Annotated in this window: 18 protein-coding genes and 3 pseudogenes; 8 read left to right on the top strand and 13 right to left on the bottom strand. The window is 60.6% G+C overall.

Annotated features, from left to right (window positions below; all coding sequences use genetic code 11):
- Positions 1-6 precede the first annotated feature (6 nt).
- The 8 genes and pseudogenes from ACI77I_RS19445 to tssA form a co-directional block, all read right to left on the bottom strand.
- A complete protein-coding gene (locus ACI77I_RS19445; RefSeq protein WP_094951968.1) occupies positions 7-849 on the bottom strand; it encodes a serine/threonine-protein kinase in 843 nt (280 codons plus the stop codon).
- Positions 846-1,556: a PP2C family protein-serine/threonine phosphatase gene (locus ACI77I_RS19450; RefSeq protein WP_406998208.1), complete on the bottom strand. Its 711-nt coding sequence runs from the start codon at positions 1,554-1,556 to the stop codon at positions 846-848. The genes ACI77I_RS19445 and ACI77I_RS19450 overlap by 4 nt, the downstream gene beginning before the upstream one ends.
- Positions 1,556-2,788: pseudogene (locus ACI77I_RS19455) on the bottom strand (type VI secretion IcmF C-terminal domain-containing protein); the annotation flags it as partial. The gene ACI77I_RS19450 and the pseudogene ACI77I_RS19455, both read right to left, overlap by 1 nt.
- Positions 2,728-3,489: pseudogene (locus tag ACI77I_RS19460) on the bottom strand (type VI secretion system baseplate subunit TssF); the annotation flags it as partial. The pseudogenes ACI77I_RS19460 and ACI77I_RS19455, both read right to left, overlap by 61 nt.
- On the bottom strand, positions 3,479-3,898 hold the full coding sequence (gene tssE, locus ACI77I_RS19465; RefSeq protein WP_242155840.1) for a type VI secretion system baseplate subunit TssE: 420 nt from the start codon (positions 3,896-3,898) through the stop codon (positions 3,479-3,481). The gene tssE and the pseudogene ACI77I_RS19460, both read right to left, overlap by 11 nt.
- Positions 3,895-5,370 carry a type VI secretion system contractile sheath large subunit gene (gene tssC / locus ACI77I_RS19470; RefSeq protein ID WP_406998217.1) on the bottom strand — a complete coding sequence of 492 codons (1,476 nt, stop codon included), beginning with the start codon at positions 5,368-5,370 and terminating at the stop codon, positions 3,895-3,897. The genes tssE and tssC overlap by 4 nt, the downstream gene beginning before the upstream one ends.
- Before the next feature lie 18 nt (positions 5,371-5,388).
- Positions 5,389-5,898 carry a type VI secretion system contractile sheath small subunit gene (gene tssB, locus ACI77I_RS19475; RefSeq protein WP_094951981.1) on the bottom strand — a complete coding sequence of 170 codons (510 nt, stop codon included), beginning with the start codon at positions 5,896-5,898 and terminating at the stop codon, positions 5,389-5,391.
- A gap of 32 nt (positions 5,899-5,930) precedes the next feature.
- Complete coding sequence (gene tssA, locus ACI77I_RS19480) at positions 5,931-7,484, bottom strand: type VI secretion system protein TssA (protein WP_406998209.1); 1,554 nt, start codon at positions 7,482-7,484, stop codon at positions 5,931-5,933.
- A 475-nt stretch (positions 7,485-7,959) separates the two neighbouring features.
- Here tssA and ACI77I_RS19485 point away from each other — a divergent pair, with 475 nt between their 5' ends.
- Entirely contained in the window at positions 7,960-8,475 is a 516-nt protein-coding gene (locus tag ACI77I_RS19485; RefSeq protein WP_094953272.1) for an Hcp family type VI secretion system effector, read from the top strand.
- A gap of 53 nt (positions 8,476-8,528) precedes the next feature.
- Here ACI77I_RS19485 and ACI77I_RS19490 read toward each other — a convergent pair whose 3' ends face one another.
- A complete protein-coding gene (locus ACI77I_RS19490; protein ID WP_094953274.1) occupies positions 8,529-9,350 on the bottom strand; it encodes an aldo/keto reductase in 822 nt (273 codons plus the stop codon).
- 94 nt (positions 9,351-9,444) lie between these two features.
- Here ACI77I_RS19490 and ACI77I_RS19495 point away from each other — a divergent pair, with 94 nt between their 5' ends.
- Positions 9,445-9,939 (top strand): DUF1543 domain-containing protein, encoded by a 495-nt coding sequence (locus tag ACI77I_RS19495; protein WP_094953276.1) that lies wholly within the window; start codon positions 9,445-9,447, stop codon positions 9,937-9,939.
- A gap of 4 nt (positions 9,940-9,943) precedes the next feature.
- Here the strand turns inward: ACI77I_RS19495 and ACI77I_RS19500 are convergent, their stop codons facing one another.
- Positions 9,944-10,489, bottom strand: a complete 546-nt coding sequence (locus ACI77I_RS19500; protein WP_406998210.1) for a GNAT family N-acetyltransferase — start codon at positions 10,487-10,489, stop codon at positions 9,944-9,946.
- Between the two features lie 159 nt (positions 10,490-10,648).
- Positions 10,649-11,851, bottom strand: coding sequence for a TPM domain-containing protein (locus ACI77I_RS19505; protein ID WP_406998211.1), 1,203 nt, complete (start codon positions 11,849-11,851; stop codon positions 10,649-10,651).
- A 130-nt stretch (positions 11,852-11,981) separates the two neighbouring features.
- Between ACI77I_RS19505 and ACI77I_RS19510 the strand changes: the two genes are divergently transcribed.
- Entirely contained in the window at positions 11,982-12,797 is an 816-nt protein-coding gene (locus ACI77I_RS19510) for an alpha/beta fold hydrolase (protein WP_176463003.1), read from the top strand.
- Positions 12,787-13,919, top strand: a pseudogene (locus tag ACI77I_RS19515) (ATP-binding protein). The gene ACI77I_RS19510 and the pseudogene ACI77I_RS19515 overlap by 11 nt, the downstream one beginning before the upstream one ends.
- On the opposite strand, the gene dapF reads toward ACI77I_RS19515, so the two are convergent.
- Positions 13,916-14,719, bottom strand: a complete 804-nt coding sequence (gene dapF, locus ACI77I_RS19520; RefSeq protein ID WP_406998212.1) for a diaminopimelate epimerase — start codon at positions 14,717-14,719, stop codon at positions 13,916-13,918. The pseudogene ACI77I_RS19515 and the gene dapF sit on opposite strands and share 4 nt — an antisense overlap.
- Positions 14,720-14,827: 108 nt before the next feature.
- Here dapF and ACI77I_RS19525 point away from each other — a divergent pair, with 108 nt between their 5' ends.
- Both ACI77I_RS19525 and ACI77I_RS19530 read left to right on the top strand, forming a co-directional pair.
- Positions 14,828-15,877, top strand: a complete 1,050-nt coding sequence (locus ACI77I_RS19525; RefSeq protein WP_406998213.1) for an alginate lyase family protein — start codon at positions 14,828-14,830, stop codon at positions 15,875-15,877.
- A gap of 42 nt (positions 15,878-15,919) precedes the next feature.
- A complete protein-coding gene (locus tag ACI77I_RS19530; RefSeq protein WP_094953286.1) occupies positions 15,920-16,414 on the top strand; it encodes an AAA family ATPase in 495 nt (164 codons plus the stop codon).
- Positions 16,415-16,471: 57 nt separating this feature from the next.
- Here the strand turns inward: ACI77I_RS19530 and ACI77I_RS19535 are convergent, their stop codons facing one another.
- On the bottom strand, positions 16,472-18,073 hold the full coding sequence (locus ACI77I_RS19535) for a murein L,D-transpeptidase (RefSeq protein WP_406998214.1): 1,602 nt from the start codon (positions 18,071-18,073) through the stop codon (positions 16,472-16,474).
- A gap of 39 nt (positions 18,074-18,112) precedes the next feature.
- On the opposite strand from ACI77I_RS19535, the gene ACI77I_RS19540 reads away from it, so the two are divergent.
- Positions 18,113-18,826, top strand: coding sequence for a murein L,D-transpeptidase catalytic domain family protein (locus ACI77I_RS19540; protein WP_094953290.1), 714 nt, complete (start codon positions 18,113-18,115; stop codon positions 18,824-18,826).
- Between the two features lie 30 nt (positions 18,827-18,856).
- Positions 18,857-19,603, top strand: coding sequence for a creatininase family protein (locus tag ACI77I_RS19545; protein WP_094953292.1), 747 nt, complete (start codon positions 18,857-18,859; stop codon positions 19,601-19,603).
- Positions 19,604-19,668 lie beyond the last annotated feature (65 nt).

Raw genomic sequence — 19,668 nt, forward strand, 5'->3', positions numbered from 1 at the left:
TATTGCCTACAAGTACCAGGGACGTCGTGTGTACCCCATCACCTCGCGCAATTGAGCAACGGTGATGGTTCGGCGTTCGGGGTCAACTGCCAAGGCGGTGCGTAACGCAGGCCAGCAATGCCTGGGTAGGTGCCGAGGCCGCGTGAGTCGTTGCGTAAGCTGACGCTCGCCAAGGCGTTTCCCGTTGGCCAGTTCGTACACGATGCACGCCACGCCATAGAGGTCGGCGGCCGCGGTCAACTCATCGCCGGCGAGCAATTCCGGCGCTGCGTAAGCGCGTGTCCAGGCAGTGAAACGGTTGCGACTCAAGCTCGGCAAACCTGCCGCCACCTGTGCTTGGGCATGCCCCAAACCAAAATCGAACAAGCGCACACCCTCTTCGCTCACCATGACGTTGGCGGGCTTGATATCGCCATGCAGTACATTTTGCTGATGGGTGTAAACCAGCGCATCGAGCAACTGTAGCGCCATCGGTTGTAATTGCGGCCAGGTCAAGCCGCTGGGCCACTGCGGCAACAGTCGATCCAGGGTGACGCCGTGCATCAACTCCATGGTGAAAAAAGCGCACCGGCCAGGGGTGTCCACCTCGAACGAAAACACCCTTACCACGCCTTCATGGCGCAGGCTGCGGGTCATGGCGAACTCGCTGTACAGCAGCACATGCGCATCCGGGCATTCGGAAAACGTTTCACCCAGCAGCTTGAGTGCCACGCTTGCGCTGGGCTCGCCAAATTGCTCGTGCAACAGATCTCGGGCGCGATACACCACACCCATTCCGCCCCTGCCCAACTCGCGTTCAAGGTGATAGCGCCCAGCGAGCAAACGGGGTGGGGCCGATACCTCACTCATGGCTGCACAACCACTGCGGTCAAATCGTCACGCGCCGGTGTAAGCAACACCGCCGTAAATAATTGGTCCACCATTTGTTGCGGCGTCCCCGCGCTTAACGCCCGCCCCAACTCCCCATGGCTGAGTGCCTGATACAGGCCATCGCTGCACAAAAGAAACACATCCCCTGGCTGGGTGCCGAGCTCCAGCACTTCAAGCTGCAACGACGCACAGGCCCCGATAGCACGGGTCAGCGCTCGCGCATCAGGGTGTGCCTGGGCTTGGTCCACACTCATTTGACGCTCAGTCATGAGGCGCTGAAGCAGCGAGTGATCCCTCGACAACTGGTAGAGGCGCTGCCCGCGCCACAGGTAGCAACGACTGTCGCCTGCCCACACACACGCCGCACGCCCCTCCTCAAGCAGCAACGCCACAACGGTGCTGCCCATAGTTGCAGCGGAACGGGTGCCGACACTCTCCAACCGCTGGTTCACAGCTTGCAGCCGTTGCCGAGTCGCGTTGACACGTTGGTCGAGGGAACCCTGGGCTTTCAACGCGGCAAGACTGCTGATCACCCACTGACTGGCCACATCGCCGTCCCGGTGCCCACCCATGCCGTCCGCCACCGCCCAGCAGCCCTGCTGCGGGCAGTCGAGGAAGGCATCTTCGTTACGCGACCTGGTCTTGCCCCGCTGCGTACGCCCGGCACTGTGAACCTGCATGGGCATCACAGTTGCTCCGGCAGGCGAAAGGTGCGCCACGCCTCCATGTCAAACGGGCTGGGAGTACGTGGGCTCGTAAGCAGGTAATTGGCGCGCAAACCGGCAAGGTCCGCCTTGTAGAGCTGCGCATTTCGCCCGCTCGCAGGCTCTTTCTGCAACAAGTCGAAAAACCTGAAGAGCGACCAGGCCCCGGTATTTTTCTCGATGCCCAATGGCCGTTGCTCGGTCCCTCTTTCCACGACCAGGCTGGTACGGCCATTGTCTGCATCCGTGGGCCAATCAAACGCCATAGGCACGATCGGGCCATGCCGATACTCCAGCTGCCTCTCGCCAAAGCGCAGGGTCGCGCGGCTGACCGATTGATCCAGGCTGTAGGGTGCCAAGGTGAACCGAACCGACAACCCACTGTGCTCCTCGTTGAAAAACGCGCGGCGGATAACCTCGGCTTTCGTCAATTGGTCCAGCAACGAACGCGATATTGGCAAGCTAATGCCATCCAGGCCACGCAGCCGGTACCGGTTGCCGTCGGCGCTGATGAAAGGCCGCAGATAGCCGTCATAAAAACCCGCCATCACCCCATTGGGCTTGAAGAATTCCTGGAAATCGTTGACAGCCACCTCACTGGCGGCGTGGGCACTGAAGGGATAACGCTCGCGAATCGCCTTGGCGTAGAGGCCGTGCACCTCGTTTTGATAGCGCTGGTTGATGTGCACATAGGCGCCTTCCAACAGGTGGCGCCAACTGTCGTCAGCCATCCCCTCAAACCAACCGGCGAGTGGCAGCGGTAGACGTGCAGCAGCGTCACGCAGGTCGCCCAAGGCATCCTGTTGCCCCTCCATACGCCGCTTTACCCGTTTGAACGCGGCCTGCTCAGGTGAACTCTCGCGGTTCAGCGCCGCCAGTTGCAGGTGCAATTCGTCGAGCAAACGCAGCGCTCGGGTCAACTCGACACCCGGGTTCTGCTGCTCATCGAGCAACTGGTGCAACGGCTCAAAACGCCGTTGCAACGCACGTCGGGCAGAGTCAGGCACGGCCGCCACCCACCCATCGGCTACCGCCGCCTGGGCGAGCACGCCTGATTCGCTCGCCTTCGCGGCCGCCTTGCCCAAAAGCTCTGGGGCGGGCAGTAGGCGCGTATTTTCACGCAGTAGCAGCAAAAGCTGCATCAATGGCGACTGTGCCGATGTGAGGCTCGCCAGTTGTTCGGCATCTTGCTTGAGGCTGTCAGTCGGTTGCAAGGTATCAACGCCTGTTCCTCTGAAAACCCCACCGGCTTAACCTGACTGGCGCGCAGACGCATCGTCACGGGTTGCCCATCGATGCCGTTGACCGCTGAACCTGACTCGTCCAATAACAACACGTGGATGCCCTCAAGGTGGCGCAGCAGGCTGAGGTACAGCCCCTGGCTGATATAGCGGTCCCCGGCCAGATGCAGTCGCAAGGAGTCAAACGTCAACTCGCTGAAGTTGCCCTCGGCAGTCATGTTCAAGCGCAGCTCCAACCGTGCACTTTCACCCTGGGTGCTGTACTCCAGGCCACTGAGTTGCAGGGGCATGACGTCAGTGGCGTAGCAGGTCCGAAAGTGACAACGCCCCCCTTGTATCGCGATGCTTTCTACGGCGGTATCGCGCGCCACTCGCACAGCGGGACCCGTGCGTTTCAATGGGTCGAATTGCAGGATGCTGAAGGCGGGCATTGGCCGCATGTAGTTGGGCCAAAGCAAATGCATCAAGGAATGCGTCAGTTCCGGCAACTCGTCGTCCAGCTTCTGGCGCAGGCGGCCTGTCAGGAACGCAAAGCCCTCCAGCAATCGCTCCACATCCGGATCCTGGCCGGTTTGCGCCAGAAACGGGGCCAGTGCGGGGTTGCGCTCGGAAAACCGTCGACCCAGCTGCCGCAAGGCACTGAGCTCACTTTGGAAATGGCGGTTAAAGCCCATCGGCGCAAACCTCAACCCGCCCGGCATCAACCAGACGCGCATGAAACACCACGGGTTGCATCACACCGTCAATCATCAGCGCAGCATCGATTGCGAATGCCAAGGCCAAAGGGTCGCTCCCACGGGGCAACACCCTGACACGCACATTCACCAACCGCGGCTCATAGGCCCGGATGAAACGCTCGATCAGAACCCGCGACTGACTCATGGACTCATGCAGGCTGAGCCGCATGTCATTGAGGTCAGGCAAACCGTAATCAGGCAACGTCTGGACACTGCCTGCGCGGGTGCTGAGCATTTTCCCCAAATGAGCCGCGACAGATGCCACGCCACACGTCCGGGTTGGCGCGTCACATTCGAGGCGCTCGAAAAGACTATTGGTGTGGGACTTGCCCTGGCCTTTACTCATTCTTTATCGAGCTTGCCAACCAGAGACAACGTGAAGTCTGCCCCCATGTACTTGAAGTGCGGGCGCACGCTCAAGTTAACCCGATACCAGCCTGGCTCTCCGTCGACATCGCTGACGACGATGCGTGCTGCACGCAATGGGCGCCGCCCACGCACTTCGGCACTGGGGTTCTCCTGATCGGCCACGTATTGGCGAATCCACTTGTTGAGCTCCAACTCCAGGTCTGTGCGCTCTTTCCAGGAACCCAATTGTTCGCGCTGCAGCACCTTGAGGTAATGGGCCAGACGATTGACCACCATCATGTAAGGCAACTGGGTGCCGAGTCGGTAATTCAATTCGGCGGCCTTGCCCTCTTCACTGATGCCAAAGGTCTTGGGTTTTTGCACGGAACTGGCGGAAAAAAACGCTGCGTTGTCACTGCCCTTACGCATGGTCAGAGCAATAAACCCCTCTTGCGCCAGCTCGTATTCGCGCCGGTCTGAAACCAGCACTTCGGTAGGGATCTTGGTTTCGATCTCTCCCATGCTCTGGAAGTGATGCAGTGGCAGATCCTCCACTGCCCCGCCACTTTGCGGGCCGATGATATTCGGGCACCAGCGAAAGCGCGCGAAGCTATCAGTCAGGCGAGTAGCAAAAGCGTAAGCGGTATTGCCCCATAGATAGTGCTCGTGGCTGTTGACCACGTTCTCTTGATAGGCAAAGGTTTTCACCGGACATTCAAGCGGGTCGTATGGCGTTCGCAGCAGGAAGCGCGGCACGGTAAGACCGATATAGCGGGCGTCTTCGCTTTGGCGAAAGCTTTGCCATTTGGCGAACTGCGGGCCTTCGAAATGGTCCCTGAGGTCCTTGAGGTCAGGTAGCCCCGTGAAGCTTTCCAGCCCAAAAAAGCCCGGCCCGGCAGCGGCGATAAAGGGTGCATGTGCCATACAGGCTACGCTGGACGCGTATTGCATCAGCTTCACGTCGGGCGCACTGGGTGACAGGAAGTAGTTGGCAATGATCGCGCCTACCGGCTGGCCACCAAACTGACCGTATTCGGCGCTGTAAATATGCTTGTAGAGGCCGGACTGAGTAATCTCCGGTGAGTCCTCAAAGTCATCCAGCAGGTCCTGCCGCGAGACATTCAGCAGCTCGATCTTGATGTTCTCGCGAAAATTGGTACGGTCGACCAGCAACTGCAGGCCTTTCCACGCCGACTCCAGTGCCTGGAAATCCGGGTGATGAAGAATCTCGTCCATTTGCTGGCTGAGTTTTGTATCGATCTCGGCGATCATCCGGTCGACCAGGCGTTTCTTCACCGGCTCTGCGCTGTTGTGCGGCTTGAGCAGCTCCTCGATAAACGCCGATACGCCACGTTTGGCAATGCCGTACGCCTCGTCGTCGGCACTCAGTAACGTCTGGGCAGCGATGTTGTCGAGGATGCTGTATTCGTCAGCCGCACTTGCGGGCTGCGGGTTGTGCTGGGTCGTCATCATGGTGTCAGTGTCCTTTTACTGAAGTTTTCCGGCGCCAGGGCTGCTCAGCCCCAGTTCCGCGAGTACCCGCGCACGCGAAGTGTCATCGGCCAGTGCCTGCTCAATGGCTTTGCGAAAGCTGGGTGTGTTGCCCAGCGGCCCCTTGAGCGCCATCAATGCCTCACGCAACGCCATCAGTTTTTGCAATTCAGGTATTTGCTCAACCAGGCTTGCGGGATTGAAGTCTTTCATCGAGTTGATCCGAACCTGGAGGGCCAACTCTTCAACGTCAGTGTTCTCCTGCAAGCGATTGGGTACGCTCAACGTCAAGCTCAAGGCTTGTTTGGCCAGCACTTCATCAAGGGTGTTCTTGTCGATACCAATAGGCTTGCGATCTTCGAGCTTGCGCGGGTCTTCACGCTGGCTGAAGTCACCCAGCACCAGTAATTTCAAGGGCAACTCAACTTCCTCTTGCGCACCGCCGCTGGCGGGTTTGAAGGTGATGTTGATACGTTCCTTGGGGGCTACCGAACCGTCTTTGGCCATGGTTTTTCTCCTTTTTCAGTGGGCGCGAAGGCCTATTCAAGTACCGCTTCCAGATCGAAGCGGCACAACCTGCGGTGGGTGACTTCCTTGCGCTCGCGCACGGCCTGGTCTTGTGGCAAAAGGTCATAACAACGGTGCAGGAGCTGGGCGACTTGAAAAGCCAGCTCGGGTTCCCAACGCTCCAAGTCGGCTCGCTGTAATTCAAAGTCCAGTTGCTCGAGCTGGATCTTGCCCAACTCATGCTTGCCTGCCCGAATGCACAACCTGGCCAGTGCCAATCGCCAATGAAAGCGGGCTCGATCACTGCACGCGGCCTGCAGACCTTGCTTGAGTTCGCCGACCGCGGCCTTGAGTCCATCCTTGCGCAGCCTGGACATCACAGCCTGCAAAGCGGCCTCCCAAGGCTCACCTGCGACATCGGCCACGGCGCTTAGGGGCTCAGCCTTGCGCAGATGCCGAAGAACATGCAGCGCGATCCATTCACACGTCGCGGTGTCGGCAAACGCAGTGCCGTCGTCAAACCTGAACTCAGGCAGGCTCGGCAGGCGTTGCAACAACACGGCAAAATTCATTTCCAGCTCGATCATGGCCAAGTCCGCCTGCAAGGCTTCGAGGCATTCCCAGGCCATACGCAGGCCGTCAAACCAGAACAACGCACTGGCCAGGCTGATCTCAAGTTCAAGCAAAAGCTCGGCGTAATGCCCTTGTTTGAAGCGATCCTGGAAGCGCTTGAGTTTGTCCGGCGACGGTGCACGCAAAGCCGTTACTCGCTCCCCATTGGCGTCCGGGTAGTGGATGAGCGTCAGCCATGCCAGGGTTCGGCTCAAGCGCAAGGCACGCAGGTCAGTTGCACTCTGGCGTAGCCACCAGGCGCACAAGGGGCGTGCCTGCTCCTGCAATGCGCGCAGCAGTTTGTGAGCCTCTTTTTCGTTATTGACCGGCTGCTCGGGCTTGCGCAACTGGGTTGCGGCCTGCTTGACCTGAGCAATGACGCTGGCAAGCCCTCCAGGCTCTGTGCAGCTTTGCGTGGCGAGCGTCAGGCGCTCCGACAATTGCCTGCGAATGGGCAACAACAAAGGTGCATCGTCACCCAGATGCTCTGCCCATAACTCGTCCAGGCTTGCGAGGTGTTCCAGAAGCGCCTGGAACAATGGCAGCTGGTCAGCCAGGGCGAAGTTTTGCGCAAACAGCGGTTCAAGCCGCAACACCAACCAACCAAACGCAGCACTACGGGTACGTAACTTGGCGGGGTACACAATCGTCCAGTGATGCTCACACAGGTAACGCACCAGCCCGAGCCCAGCCAGGAGCCCTGGAAATGAATCACGTTGATGCAAAGCCCACGTCAACCAGACAGCAACCCGAAGGTCCTTGGAATGCTCACGCAACAGGCGCTCACTGAGCTCGCTGACCTTCTGCCAATCCGGCAAGCTTGCACCATGAATCGATTGCGCCTTGGCAAGCTCAGACTCCAAGACTTCAAACTCGCTCGAAAAACGAATATCACTGCCGGCAAAGTCCCTTGGCAAGCAAGGATGCCGTGCAAGCTCGAGGTAATAAGCGTAAAGCGTGTCTGAATAAACCATTTTAGGCCGCGCGCAACTATTCAATGCAAAACCAGCAAACTAATTCCAATGTAAAAGCATCAGAATTCCATTTAATTTCTTTCAATGTTCCGAGAAGCAGTTGAACCTTAGTCATAGAAAAAACAACCAGCAAGCTACGCACCAACACTTAAGAAAGTTCCTACACCCCCGAAAAATCAGGACCTGCGCAGAAGCTTGCGCAGTCACACTCATGCAAACAGCCCCTTTCGCTCGCAGAGCCGCCCAGAATCACGACAAATAGCGTGAGCAACTAACTGCACACCTGCGCGCAAACAACCAGACTAAATAGCCACTTAAATCTCGATCAACTTATTAATATCTATCGCCACAACTACCGGACACCCTTATTTCATTAGCCCTTGCCATTTCAGGCACGCTTCTTGTTATAGAGACTTGCCTGAACAGCACCCTCGCCGTTCAGGACTACCTACTCAATCAGACAAGGAAACCAGTCATGCCAACACCCGCGTACCTCTCTGTTACCGGTGTAAAGCAAGGTCTAATCACGGCAGGCACATTTACCCAAGACTCGGTCGGCAACATTTATCAGGAGGGTCATGAGGATCAGATTCTCGTGCAGGCGTTTGCCCATCAGGTGATCATTCCCCGCGATCCGCAATCAGGTCAGCCAACCGGCCAGCGGGTGCATAAACCGCTGATGATCAGCAAAGTCTTCGACAAATCGTCGCCGCTGCTCTTCAGCGCGCTCACCACAGGTGAAGAAGTGTCGTGCCGACTGGAGTGGTTCCGTACCTCCTCGGCCGGCACCCAGGAGCACTACTTCACCACTGAACTGGAAGGCGCGACCATCGTCGACATTCAATCGCGCATGCCCAATTGCCAGGACCCTGACAACGCGCACTTCACCCATTTGGAGGATGTGTATTTCACCTATCGCAAGATCGTGTGGACCCACGAAGTCGCCGGTACTTCCGGCTCGGACGACTGGCGTAGCCCGGTAGCTGGCTAACCTCGGCTGATGCAGGAGCGCAGGCCATGGACGGCGGCGCTCCTGCTGTTGGGCTACACCATCGCCAACGGGTGCTTACGCTTGGGTGCGCCAAACACACGGTCGATGGCGTCCAGGTCGTGCTCGTCCAACACCAGCTGCGCGGCGCCGGCATTGAGCCGCACATGTTCGGGTGTCACGGCCTTGGGGATGGCAATCACGCCGTCCTGCCGCAAGACCCAGGCGAGTGAAACCTGGGCGGGTGTCACCTCATGGCGGCGAGCGATTTGCTTGAGCGTGGGGCTGGACAGCAGCTCGCCGCCCTGGGCAATTGGGCAGTAAGCCATCAATGGCAAATGGTGCTGTTGCCACCACGGCAGCAGGTCGAATTCGATACCGCGCTCTTCAATGTTGTAGAGCACCTGGTTGGTGGCACAGGCCGGGGACGCAAGTTCCTGAAGGTCGGCCACGTCAAAATTGGAAACGCCCCAGCGGCCGATCTTGCCGGCCTCACGCAGACGCTCAAAGGCTTCGACGGTTTCTTCAAGCGGGTACTGGCCACGCCAGTGCAACAGGTACAGATCAATATAGTCAGTGCCCAGGCGCTGGAGACTCGCTTCACAGGCACGGGGGACGCCCTTGTGGCTGGCATTGTGAGGGTAGATTTTACTGACCAGGAACACTTGGTCGCGTTTGCCGCGAATGGCCTCACCGACCACTTCCTCGGCACCGCCTTCGCCATACATTTCGGCGGTATCGATCAGGGTCATGCCCTCGTCGATGCCCAATTGCAACGCGGCGACTTCGGCCCTGCGCTGGTCGGGGTTTTCGCCCATGCTCGCGGTTCCCTGACCGATGACAGGGACGGGAACACCGGCTAAATCGACGGTACGCATGACAACCTCCTGATTAACTAGCGGATTAGTAGTGTGGAACTGGCCGAACAAGAAGTATGGTTACTCTCTGCTAAATCGCCAGGAAGGACCTGCAATGCTGTTTGTCGTCATGCTCGGGGGCAAGCACCCACGGGCCAGAATTGAAGTTCACGATGTGGTGTTCGCGGTGGCGGATACGCTGGAATCCACCTACCCGCAATTGCGCGACGGCTGGTTCGGCAGCCCCAAGGGTGTGCATATCGACTCATGGATGGCCGTCGACGGCGTCGACGGCTGGAAAGTCCAGATCAGCCAGATGGCACCCCAGGCGGATGCGCATCACCTGTACTTCATCAACCTGGGCGGCTATGAAGCCAACGCGTTTGGCGAGGCCCATCATTATTTGCTGGTGGTCGCGCGCAATAAAAAGGAAGCGATGAGCAAAGGCAAACAGCAGATGCTGCGCCACTGGTCCCAGGCCCACACCGACGGCGTGATGGACATCGACGACTGCCTGCCCATCGACTTGGTGGACGGCCGCTATGTTCATCTGGTGCAAGGCCCGCACCGGCCGATCATCCAGCAGAATGACTACATCGTCCTGGCGTAAGCCCTCAGGTGCTGAGCACCAAGGGTTTACCAAACAGACGATTGCCATGGGTTTCTCCCTGGAAGGTATAGGTCGGTGAACCCAGCACCTCATACCCGCGCCGAGGGTAGAAACCCAGCGCCCGCTCATTGCCCACCCACACGGTGGCCCACAATAACCCGGCGCCGCCCCGCGCCGCGTGTTGCTCCGCCGCTTGCAGCAGCTGACAACCAAGCCCCAAGCCGGTGAATCGCTCCTGAATATAGAGACGCTGGAGTTCGGCAGCGTCAGCGGCGTCGATCATCGAATGGCTGGCGTTGAGCTTGATCTGGGCGAAGCCAACAAGATGGCCGTTTACTTGCGCGACCAGCAGCGAGACACCCGGCTGCGTGATCAGTTGACTAATGGTCTGCGGCGCGAAGGCGTGCAATGCCTCATTGGCGATTGAGCTGCGAATGCCTTCGGTGGCATAGGTATCAAGGAAGACCTGCATGCCCAGCACGCCAATGCACACGGCGTCCACAGCAATGGCGTCACGAATAATCACGCGTGGGGTGTTGGCGGCAGGCATCGAGCCTCCGTACTCTGAGTTGAAAGGCTCAATGTTTTATCACGAATGCACGTGACCGTATTTACCACTGCCGATTGCCCGCAGTAGGGTTTAGCCCTCGCCAAATCCGCAGGAGCCCTATGCCGGAGGCCGGGTTGGCGATAAGCCGCGCTAGCGGGGTTACCAACTGCCCGACGCCCCGCCGCCGCCACTGGAACCACCGCCGCCGGACGAACTGCTGCTGGAGCTGGAGCTGCTGGAACTCGAGCCGGATGAGCCACCGCTCGAACTTGAGCCCGACCCGCCGGCGGTCTTGCCAAAGATGAACAACGCCACAAACGAGGTAATCGGAACCGCCAGCAACCAACCGTCACGGCCCGCGTCGGCAACCAGACCTGCCACCACGTACATCGCCACCGCCGCAAACAGCCGCACGGCAAACCCTACCCGGCTGGTTTTCCAGGCGTTTCGCATGACCACCCACAGCACCAGGTACGCCCCCAGCACAGCCAGTGCTCCCAGCGGCATTGCCAACCAATGGATGAAGTTGACGTCGACGTATCGATCCACCACCAGCAGCCCGCCGATGTAGAGCAGCAAGCCGATCACGCAGTAAAACACGGTACGCGCCAGCCATAGCGCACCAAACGTCGCGCCGCCGATCAGCAGGGTCAGCGGCAACAGCAGCAGGTACATCGGCCATTCGCGGCCGCCACCATAAAGCGCCAACAGCAGCGTGGCCACCACGGCGGCAATTAATGCCCGGCGCCAAGGCAACTTGCCGGCGGCTATCAGTACGCCGCCAATACCGCCCAGGATAAACGCCAGCAACACGGCTATCGCCTGGGGGTTAATGCCAGGCCCGGTCACCCTGGGCAGATCGCCGCCGTCCACCAGCACGGTCAAGTCATTGACCGCCTGTTGAACACCGCCCGCATAGTCACCCTGGCGAAACGCCGGCGTGATGTGTTCTTCGATAATGCGATGGGCCAACAGGTCAGTAACGGTGCCCTCCAAGCCGTAGCCCACCTCGATACGCACTTTGCGGTCGTCCTTGGCCACCAGCAGCAGGATGCCGTCGTTAACGTCCTTGCGCCCCAGTTTCCAGGCGCGGAACAGTTGGTTGGCGTAGTCCTCGATACTCGCGCCGCCGGTGGTGGGCACCAGCAGTACCGCGACTTGCGCACCTTTGCGCTGTTCAAGGGCGGCGAGTTGGTCGTTGAGGCGCGTGGTGAAGCCAGTGTCGAGGGTGTTGGTGAGGTCGATCACCCGCTGATCGAGGGAGACGCCAATGGGCGACGTCTGTGCATGGACGGTGCAGAACAGCCCGATGAATACCAGCGCCAGCAGACTCAACACGGATTGCCGCACAAACAGCATCATGCTTTGTTACCTGAGGTTTCTACCTGAAGGCGACGACTTTACCTTATCGACGTATAACGCGTGACCCCACGCCTGCGACTATCTAAACTGCTCGCAGCCCGCATAGCAAAAAGCCATACACGAGAATTGCATGAACCTAAAGCACCGCAACAACGTCAGTGTGATGGGCAACGGGATGGCGACCCTGGTGTTCTCCCATGGGTTCGGCTGCAACCAGGCGATGTGGAATTACCTGGCCCCGGCCTTTGTCGACCGCTTCCGCGTGGTGATGTACGACTTGGTCGGGGCCGGCCTGTCGGACCTCAGTGCATTCGACAAAGCCAAGTACGGCACGCTGGATGGCTATGCCCAGGACCTGAACGAGATTATCGAAGCCTTTGCCGTAGGCCCGGTGATCCTAGTCGGCCACTCGGTCAGCGCGATGATCGGCACCCTCGCCGACCGCCAAGCCCCCGGGCGCATCGCCGCCCATGTGATGATCGGCCCGTCGCCGCGCTACATTGATGACGTCGATTACACGGGCGGTTTCAAGCGCAGCGACATCGACGACCTGCTCGACACCCTCGACAGCAACTACCTCGGCTGGTCCAGCGCCATGGCCCCGGTGATCATGGGTGCGCCTGGGCAACCGGCCTTGAGCGACGAACTGCGCGAGAGTTTCTGCCGCACCGAACCCGACATCGCCAAGCAGTTTGCGCGCGTGACCTTTTTGTCGGACAACCGCCAGGACGTGATCGGCCTGACCGCCCCGGTGTTGATCCTGCAATCGAGCGACGACCTGATCGCGCCCCTGGCGGTGGGTGAATACCTGCACCGCGTACTGCCCAACAGCACGTATTGCCTGGTGGACAATGTTGGCCATTGCCCGCACATGAGCGCGCCGCAAGCCTGCGCAGCCGCGATGCAAAGCTTCCTGGCGCCGTGGGCGATTACTGATGTCGGTTGACCTGTTCGACAACGCCGCCTGTGCCTGGCCGTCACCGCAGAAGACGGCACGATCCTGCAAGCCAACGCGCGGTTCAGCGAATGGCTGGGCTTGAGCAGCGCCGAGCTGTGCGGGCGGCGCTTTCAGGATTTGCTGACCATGGGCGGGCGGATTTTCCACCAGACCCACCTGGCGCCGATGTTGCGCCTGCGCGGCAGTGTCACCGAAGTGAAGCTCGACATGCTGCACCACGACGGGCACAAAGTGACCGTGCTGCTCAATGGCAACAAGCGCGAACAGGCCGACGCCGTGGTCTACGACCTCGCGCTGTTCGGCACCACCGACCGCGACAAGTACGAACGCGAGCTGCTCAACGCGCGCAACCTGGCCGAGGCGCTGTTGCAGGAAAAAACCGCCACGGAAATCGCGCTGCAGCAGGCCCAGGCGGAATTGAGCGAGGCCTATGCCATTGCCCAGCGTCGTGCGTTGTTTGCTGAGCAGATGGTGGCGATCGTCAGTCACGATTTGAAGAACCCCCTGACGGCCATCCGTATGGCGTCCGATTTTCTCAATCGTGGCGAGCGTACAACCAAGGAGCGCCAGTTGTTGGGCCATATCGCCCAGTCGTCCGAGCGCGCCCAACGAATGATCGCCGACTTGCTCGACTTCACCCAAGCCCGGGTCGGCCACGGCATCACCATCAAGGCCGCGCCGCTGGAGTTGCACGCGGTGATTGCGCACGCGGTGGATGAACTGCGCGTGGCCTTCCCCAAGGCCACGTTGGAACATCAAGCCCAAGGCCATGGCGATGCCTGCCTGGATGCCGACCGTGTGCAGCAGATCATCGGTAACCTGGTGGCCAACAGCGTGGCGTATGGCGACCCGCTCCAGCCGATCACCATCACCTCACGGCTAGGCGATACCGGCTGCGAAGTGGCGGTGCACAACCACGGCGCGGTAATTCCAGAAACGCTGCTGGCCGGCCTGTTCGAGCCCATGACCCGTGGCACCGACCAAGGCAGCGGTGTGCGCAGCGTGGGCTTGGGCCTGTACATCGTGCACGAATTGGCCAAAGTGCATGGCGGCGACGTAACGGTAAGTTCCTGCGCCATTAACGGTACGACATTTACCGTAAAGTTTTAGAACAGATACGCCGTGCCTTGCATGATCGGCTCGACGCTGCCGGTCAATACCACACCGCCCTGCCCGTCCCACTGCACCGTGACCGTGCCGCCGTCGCACTGCACCTGCACTGTCTCATCCAGCAAGCCGCGTCGGATCCCATTGACCACGGCGCCGCAGCAACACGAACCGGAACCCTGCGGCACACCGCCGCCACGCTCCCAGATACGCAGGCGGATATGGCTGCGATCCAGCACCTGCACGAAATGCACATTGGTCTTGGCCGGGAACAACGGGTGGGTTTCCAGCGCCGGGCCCACGGCGGCCACGTCGACGGCAGCGACGTCATCGACAAAAAAAGTGCAGTGCGGGTTGCCCATGCTGCACGCCGCCGGGTCGCCTTCAATGGGCAAGGTGCGGGTATCCATCGCCGTGGCCAGCGGCACGGACGACCACGCCAGCGACGGCTCGCCCATGTCGACCGAAACCCGCTGCCCCGCAACGCGTGCGCACGTCAGCAAGCCTCGATCGGTGCGCAACACAATCGAATCGCTGCCGGCTTCGTGCATTAAGCGGTCGGCGACACCGCGCGTGGCACTGCCGCAGGTTTGCAAAGGTGTGCCGTTGGGGTTCCAGAACTTGATGCGCGCGGCGGCGTCATCGCAGTCGAGGACCACCGCCAACTGATTGAAACCGATACCGGTGTGGCGGTCGCCCAGGCGACGGGCGAGCTGCGCGGTGATCGGGTCGCTGTGGCCACGGCGGTCGATGATGATGAAATCGTCGCCAAGGGCATGCATCTTCACAAAGGGCAAGGTCATGGGTTGTCCGGTGGGCGAGCTGAGTAGAGGGTCAGCATACGGGAGTTTCATCCAAGCCGATTCGGGCGCATGTTAGCGTGTGTGCGTGCTGATCCGGCAGAGCCCGCCATGAAAAAAACCTTCTTCGCTTTAACCGCGCTGCTGCTCGCGTTTTCCCACGCGGCCATGGCGGCCGCGCAAAATCCCAGCCTGTGCCAGCCGGCCACGTCGAACCCGATGCCGAAGGCGCTGCTGGCCGCCGCCCAACGGCACCTGGCCGACCCGCCCAACCCTCTGCCCCATCTGCACACTGAAGGCACCCTGCCCCACCACGGCATCCGTGAGCAAAGTATTGCCGCCGAAAAAGACTGGCCAGTGATGCGCCAAGCGGCGCTGGCGTGGCGGTTGAGCGGTGACCCACGTTACCTCAAGCAAGTCGACGACTACCTGGCCGCGTGGGCCGACGTGTACCAGCCGGACTTCAACCCGATTGATGAAACCAACCTCGACATGCTGATCACTGCCTATGCACTGACCGCCGACCACTTGCGCCTGGAAACCCGCGCCGCCAGCCGCCGCTTGATCAGCAACCTGGGCAACGGTTACATCACGCGTATCGAGCAATTCCATGGGCAGAAAAAAGGCATCCAGACCAATAACTGGCAGAGCCATCGCGTCAAACTGGTCAGCGTGGCCGCCGCCGCACTGGGCGACCGCGCGATGCTTGAACACGCGCACCAGCTGTTCAAGCAGCAGATCGCCGACAACGTGCTGCCGGATGGCTCGGTGACCGACTTCCAGGACCGAGATGCCTTGCATTACGTGGTCTATGACCTTGAGCCCCTGGTACAGGCCGCGCTGGCGGCCAAGCCCTACGACGGCGGCGGCGGCGACTGGCTGAGCATCAGCGTGAAGGGCGCGTCCCTGGCTGGCGCGCTCGATTGGCTGGTGCCGTATGCCACTGGGCAACGCAGCCACGAGGAGTTTGTGCACACCCACGTGCAATTCGACAAAGACCGCGCCGGGGTAGGCGAAGCCGGGTACAGCGGCACCTGGCAACCCAACAGCAGCGCGACGCTCTTCTGGCTGGCGGCGCAGTTGGACAAGCGTTACCTGCCTGTGGCGACGCAACTGGCAGCACACCCGGCAGACTGGATCAGTGCCTGCTATTTGAAGTAAGCGCGGCTAGACTGGCCGGGTTCCCCTTGCAAAGGATTGATGATGCTTATTGTGTTCAGTGGCCTTCCCGGCAGCGGCAAAACCACGATTGCCAACGAACTGGCGCGCCAGATCGGTGCGGTGTACCTGCGTATCGATGTGATTGAGCAGGCGCTGCGGGATGCGGGCGTGTTGGCCGGTGATGTGGGTGCCAGTGGTTATGGCGTGGCGAATGCGCTGGCGTTGAGTAATGTGCGCTTGGGGCACAGGGTCATTGCCGATTGTGTGAACCCGGTCAGGGAAAGCCGGGCGGCGTGGAAGGCCGTGGCGACGGCGGCAGGCGTTGAGTTGTTGAATATTCAGGTGGTCTGTTCGGATCGGCAGGAACACCAGCGCCGCGTTGAAAGCCGTTCAGGTGATATTGCCGGCTTGGTACCGCCTACTTGGCAGTCGGTATCGGCGCATGAGTATGAGCCTTGGGATGAACTGCCGCTGACGGTCGATACGGCGCTTGTGACAGCGGATCAGGCTGTGGCGCTTGTCCTGAAGCACATCTGACAGTTGGCGGGCGGGCTTGTGGTGGCAAGCCCGCTCGCCACAGGTAAGGTGCCGACCTTAAAGCACAGCCCCCATCGCCTTCATCAACACCAGGTCGCGCCCATAGATGTCCGGCGCGTACACCAGGCCACCCTGGCGATCGACTTCCACCGTCCAGTACCCCAACAGCACCGGCACCGGCGTGGCCAGCCGGAATTCGTGGGTCACGCCGGTGGCGAGCAGTTCGTCGGTGCGCGTGCGTTCGGCCGGGCTCACCAGCAGGTCGCGCAGCAGCAGTGGTTGCTCAACCCTCACACAACCCGAGCTGAAGGCGCGCGGCCCTTTGGTAAACAGCGGTTGGCTTGGCGTGTCATGCAAGTACACCGAGTAGGGGTTGGGAAAGCGCATCACGATCTTGCCCAGCGGGTTGCGCGGGCCAGCGTCCTGGCGCAGGAGGATGTTGCCCGGGCGCGCCCAGTCGATCTGTTCAGGCGCCAACGGGCGGCCTTCGGCGTCGAGCACTTGGAGGTTTTGCTGGCGCAGGTATTCGGGGTTGAGGCGGATGGCCGGGAGTTTGTCCTCGCGCATGATGGTCGGCGGGATGGTCCAGGTGGGGTTCAGGGTCAGTCGGGTGATACGCGACTTGAGCAGCGGCGTCTGGCGTTCGGCGCGCCCGACTTGCAGACGGGTTTGCCACACGGGGATGCCACTCTGGTAGACGCTCAGCTGCGCGGCAGCGACGTTGACCAGCACACCTTCGGGCTCCAGGTCCTGGGCCAGCCAGCGGAAACGCTCAAGGTTGATGCGCAGTTGGTCGCGGCGCATCGCCGGGCTGATGTTGAGTTCGGCCACGGTGCCCGCGCCAATCACGCCATCGGCCTGCAACGAGTGGCTGAGCTGGAAGGCCTTCACCGCCTTGACCAGTTCATCACCGTATTGCTTGCCATTGCCCGTGGGCGCCTTGGCCAGGTAGCCGCCGCTGTACAAGCGCCGCGCCAGCTCCGGCACGCGCGGGTCTTCCATGCCGGGGCGCAGCAATGGGCCGCTGCCGACCGGGTCCCAGTGCGGCAACGGTTGCAGGCGCACGGTGGCATAGGCATTGCGTAAGCTGCGGTAAAGATCGGCGCTGGGGCGTGCCTGGTCGAAGGCTTGGGCCATGTCTTGCAGCCCGGTGGCGGCGAAGACCAGCACCTCGGTATTCGGCTCGCGGGTGGGCGGCTGGGAATGCCACAGCGGCTCAAAGCGTGATTGCTGCAAGCGCCCGAAGTGCAAATCCTGCAGGGCTTGCAGGTACTGGCGGCTGACGTCGATATCGCTGCACAGCACGTTGGCCGTGGCATCCGCCGCAGGCAGGCTATAGTGGGTAGGGTCCAGGCCGTCGTCCGCCAGCATCAGCAATTGAGTGTGCAAGGCTTGGCGGCGGTCATCGGCAGACCACAGCGGCACATCACCCTGCTGCTGATAGAACGCTTGCAAGCGCGATTGCGCCGCGGCGTCGATGTGCGGGGCGAGTTTGGGGCAAACGCTGGGGAGCTGCGCGAGGGCCTGTTGCACCGGGGCCATTTGCACAGGGCTTAGGGAAATAACCGGCACGGCGCCCACTGGCAGTTCGTCAGCTGTCGCGACCAATGGTGCAACGAGCAGGCAAATGCTCAAGTAACATGCGTGTTTTTTGAACAATTGACTGGGCTCCAATCCACAGCGGGGGACGCTTTGTAGATGCTGACTTTTATGTGCCGCTTCGGTTTGATCACCATCACCCTGGCTACGTTGAGCAATTTAGCGCTCGCCGCCAATGGGAATCCTCCTAACTTGTATAGCAGCCTGGCGCGCTCGGCTCCAGAACTCAATCCCACTGTACTGAAAAGCGCCCTGAGCGCCGTGCAGTGCGCGGTCAATAACGGCGAGGAACGCTCAGAGCGCCTAGCGGTTATTGACTACTCCCAGCCCTCGACCGCTCGTCGGCTGTGGATCTTCGACTTGCGCAAAAAGACCTTGGTGCTGCGTGATCTGGTGGCCCACGGCGCAAAATCCGGGGAAAACTTCGCCACGCAATTTTCCAATCTCGAAGGCAGCCACCAGTCCAGCCTGGGCTTGTTCCGCACCCAGGAAAGTTACCTCGGCGCCCACGGCTATTCGTTACGCATGGACGGCCTGGAGCCCGGTTTCAACGACCAGGCCCGCGACCGCGCGCTGGTGATCCACGCTGCCGACTACGTCAACTCCGCGTGGAGCAAGCGCGAAGGCCGTATCGGCCGCAGCCAGGGTTGCCCTGCCGTACGCCCGCAGGTGGCGCGCCAAGTGGTGGATAAGCTCAAGGACGGGCAGTTCATGTTTTCCTGGTACCCGGACCAGCGTTGGTTGAAGTCGTCAACGTATCTGAACTGCAAGCCCCAACAAGTGGCAAGTAGTCGTACAATCCGTGGTGGTTAGCCTGTCCCCACAGATAAAAGAGAGCGTCGCATGCTTCTACACCACTCCACCTGGATCGAGATCGGGCAGTTTCTGGAACGCAGCCGTACGGTGGTGATCCCCATCGGTTCCAACGAACAACACGGCCCCACCGGCCTGCTGGGCACTGACTGGATGTGCCCGCAGATCATCGCCCATGAGGCGCAGAAGAACGCCGACATCCTGATCGGCCCGACTTTCAACATCGGCATGGCCCAGCACCACTTGGGCTTTCCCGGCACTATTTCCCTGCGCCCTTCCACCTTTATTGCCGCGATTGGCGACTGGGTGCGCTCGTTGGCCGGGCATGGTTTCGAGAAGATCCTGTTTCTGAACGGCCACGGCGGCAATATCGCTACCATTGAGGCGGCGTTTTCCGAGCTGTACGCCGAGGCGAGCTTCGCCCGCCGACCGGCCGGGTTCGCGCTGAAACTGGTGAACTGGTGGGACCTGGAAGGCGTCACTGACCTGGCGCAGCGCCAATTCCCAGTCGGCCATGGCAGCCATGCCACGCCGTCGGAGATTGCGGTGACGCAATGGGCGTACGCTGATTCGATCAAGTCAGCCGACTATTCCCCACAAATCGCCAACACCGGGCCGATCCGCGAAGCGCTGGACTTCCGCGCACGCTTCCCCGACGGGCGCATGGGTTCGGACCCGGCCCTGGCGACGGTGGAAAAAGGCGGTGAGTTGGTGGCGTTGGCGGCTAAAGGGCTGGTCAAGACCGTGAACAGCTTCAGTAGCGAAGCAAAACCCTAAGCACGACACAAAGCAAAATGTGGGAGCGGTGGTGCGACGATTCGACTTGCTCGCGAAAGCGGTGG

The organism is Pseudomonas sp. D47 (assembly GCF_045447305.1).
GTDB lineage: Bacteria > Pseudomonadota > Gammaproteobacteria > Pseudomonadales > Pseudomonadaceae > Aquipseudomonas.

Excerpts from the sequence above, each read along its gene's own strand:
- ACI77I_RS19540 (WP_094953290.1), top strand. The coding sequence starts at position 18,113 with ATGCTGACTTTTATGTGCCGCTTCGGTTTGATCACCATCACCCTGGCT.
- tssA (WP_406998209.1), bottom strand. The coding sequence starts at position 7,484 with ATGGTTTATTCAGACACGCTTTACGCTTATTACCTCGAGCTTGCACGG.
- ACI77I_RS19545 (WP_094953292.1), top strand. The coding sequence starts at position 18,857 with ATGCTTCTACACCACTCCACCTGGATCGAGATCGGGCAGTTTCTGGAA.
- ACI77I_RS19505 (WP_406998211.1), bottom strand. The coding sequence starts at position 11,851 with ATGATGCTGTTTGTGCGGCAATCCGTGTTGAGTCTGCTGGCGCTGGTA.
- ACI77I_RS19445 (WP_094951968.1), bottom strand. The coding sequence starts at position 849 with ATGAGTGAGGTATCGGCCCCACCCCGTTTGCTCGCTGGGCGCTATCAC.
- ACI77I_RS19490 (WP_094953274.1), bottom strand. The coding sequence starts at position 9,350 with ATGCGTACCGTCGATTTAGCCGGTGTTCCCGTCCCTGTCATCGGTCAG.
- dapF (WP_406998212.1), bottom strand. The coding sequence starts at position 14,719 with ATGACCTTGCCCTTTGTGAAGATGCATGCCCTTGGCGACGATTTCATC.
- tssC (WP_406998217.1), bottom strand. The coding sequence starts at position 5,370 with ATGACGACCCAGCACAACCCGCAGCCCGCAAGTGCGGCTGACGAATAC.
- tssB (WP_094951981.1), bottom strand. The coding sequence starts at position 5,898 with ATGGCCAAAGACGGTTCGGTAGCCCCCAAGGAACGTATCAACATCACC.
- ACI77I_RS19525 (WP_406998213.1), top strand. The coding sequence starts at position 14,828 with ATGAAAAAAACCTTCTTCGCTTTAACCGCGCTGCTGCTCGCGTTTTCC.
- tssE (WP_242155840.1), bottom strand. The coding sequence starts at position 3,898 with ATGAGTAAAGGCCAGGGCAAGTCCCACACCAATAGTCTTTTCGAGCGC.
- ACI77I_RS19530 (WP_094953286.1), top strand. The coding sequence starts at position 15,920 with ATGCTTATTGTGTTCAGTGGCCTTCCCGGCAGCGGCAAAACCACGATT.
- ACI77I_RS19510 (WP_176463003.1), top strand. The coding sequence starts at position 11,982 with ATGAACCTAAAGCACCGCAACAACGTCAGTGTGATGGGCAACGGGATG.
- ACI77I_RS19495 (WP_094953276.1), top strand. The coding sequence starts at position 9,445 with ATGCTGTTTGTCGTCATGCTCGGGGGCAAGCACCCACGGGCCAGAATT.
- ACI77I_RS19485 (WP_094953272.1), top strand. The coding sequence starts at position 7,960 with ATGCCAACACCCGCGTACCTCTCTGTTACCGGTGTAAAGCAAGGTCTA.
- ACI77I_RS19450 (WP_406998208.1), bottom strand. The coding sequence starts at position 1,556 with ATGCCCATGCAGGTTCACAGTGCCGGGCGTACGCAGCGGGGCAAGACC.
- ACI77I_RS19500 (WP_406998210.1), bottom strand. The coding sequence starts at position 10,489 with ATGCCTGCCGCCAACACCCCACGCGTGATTATTCGTGACGCCATTGCT.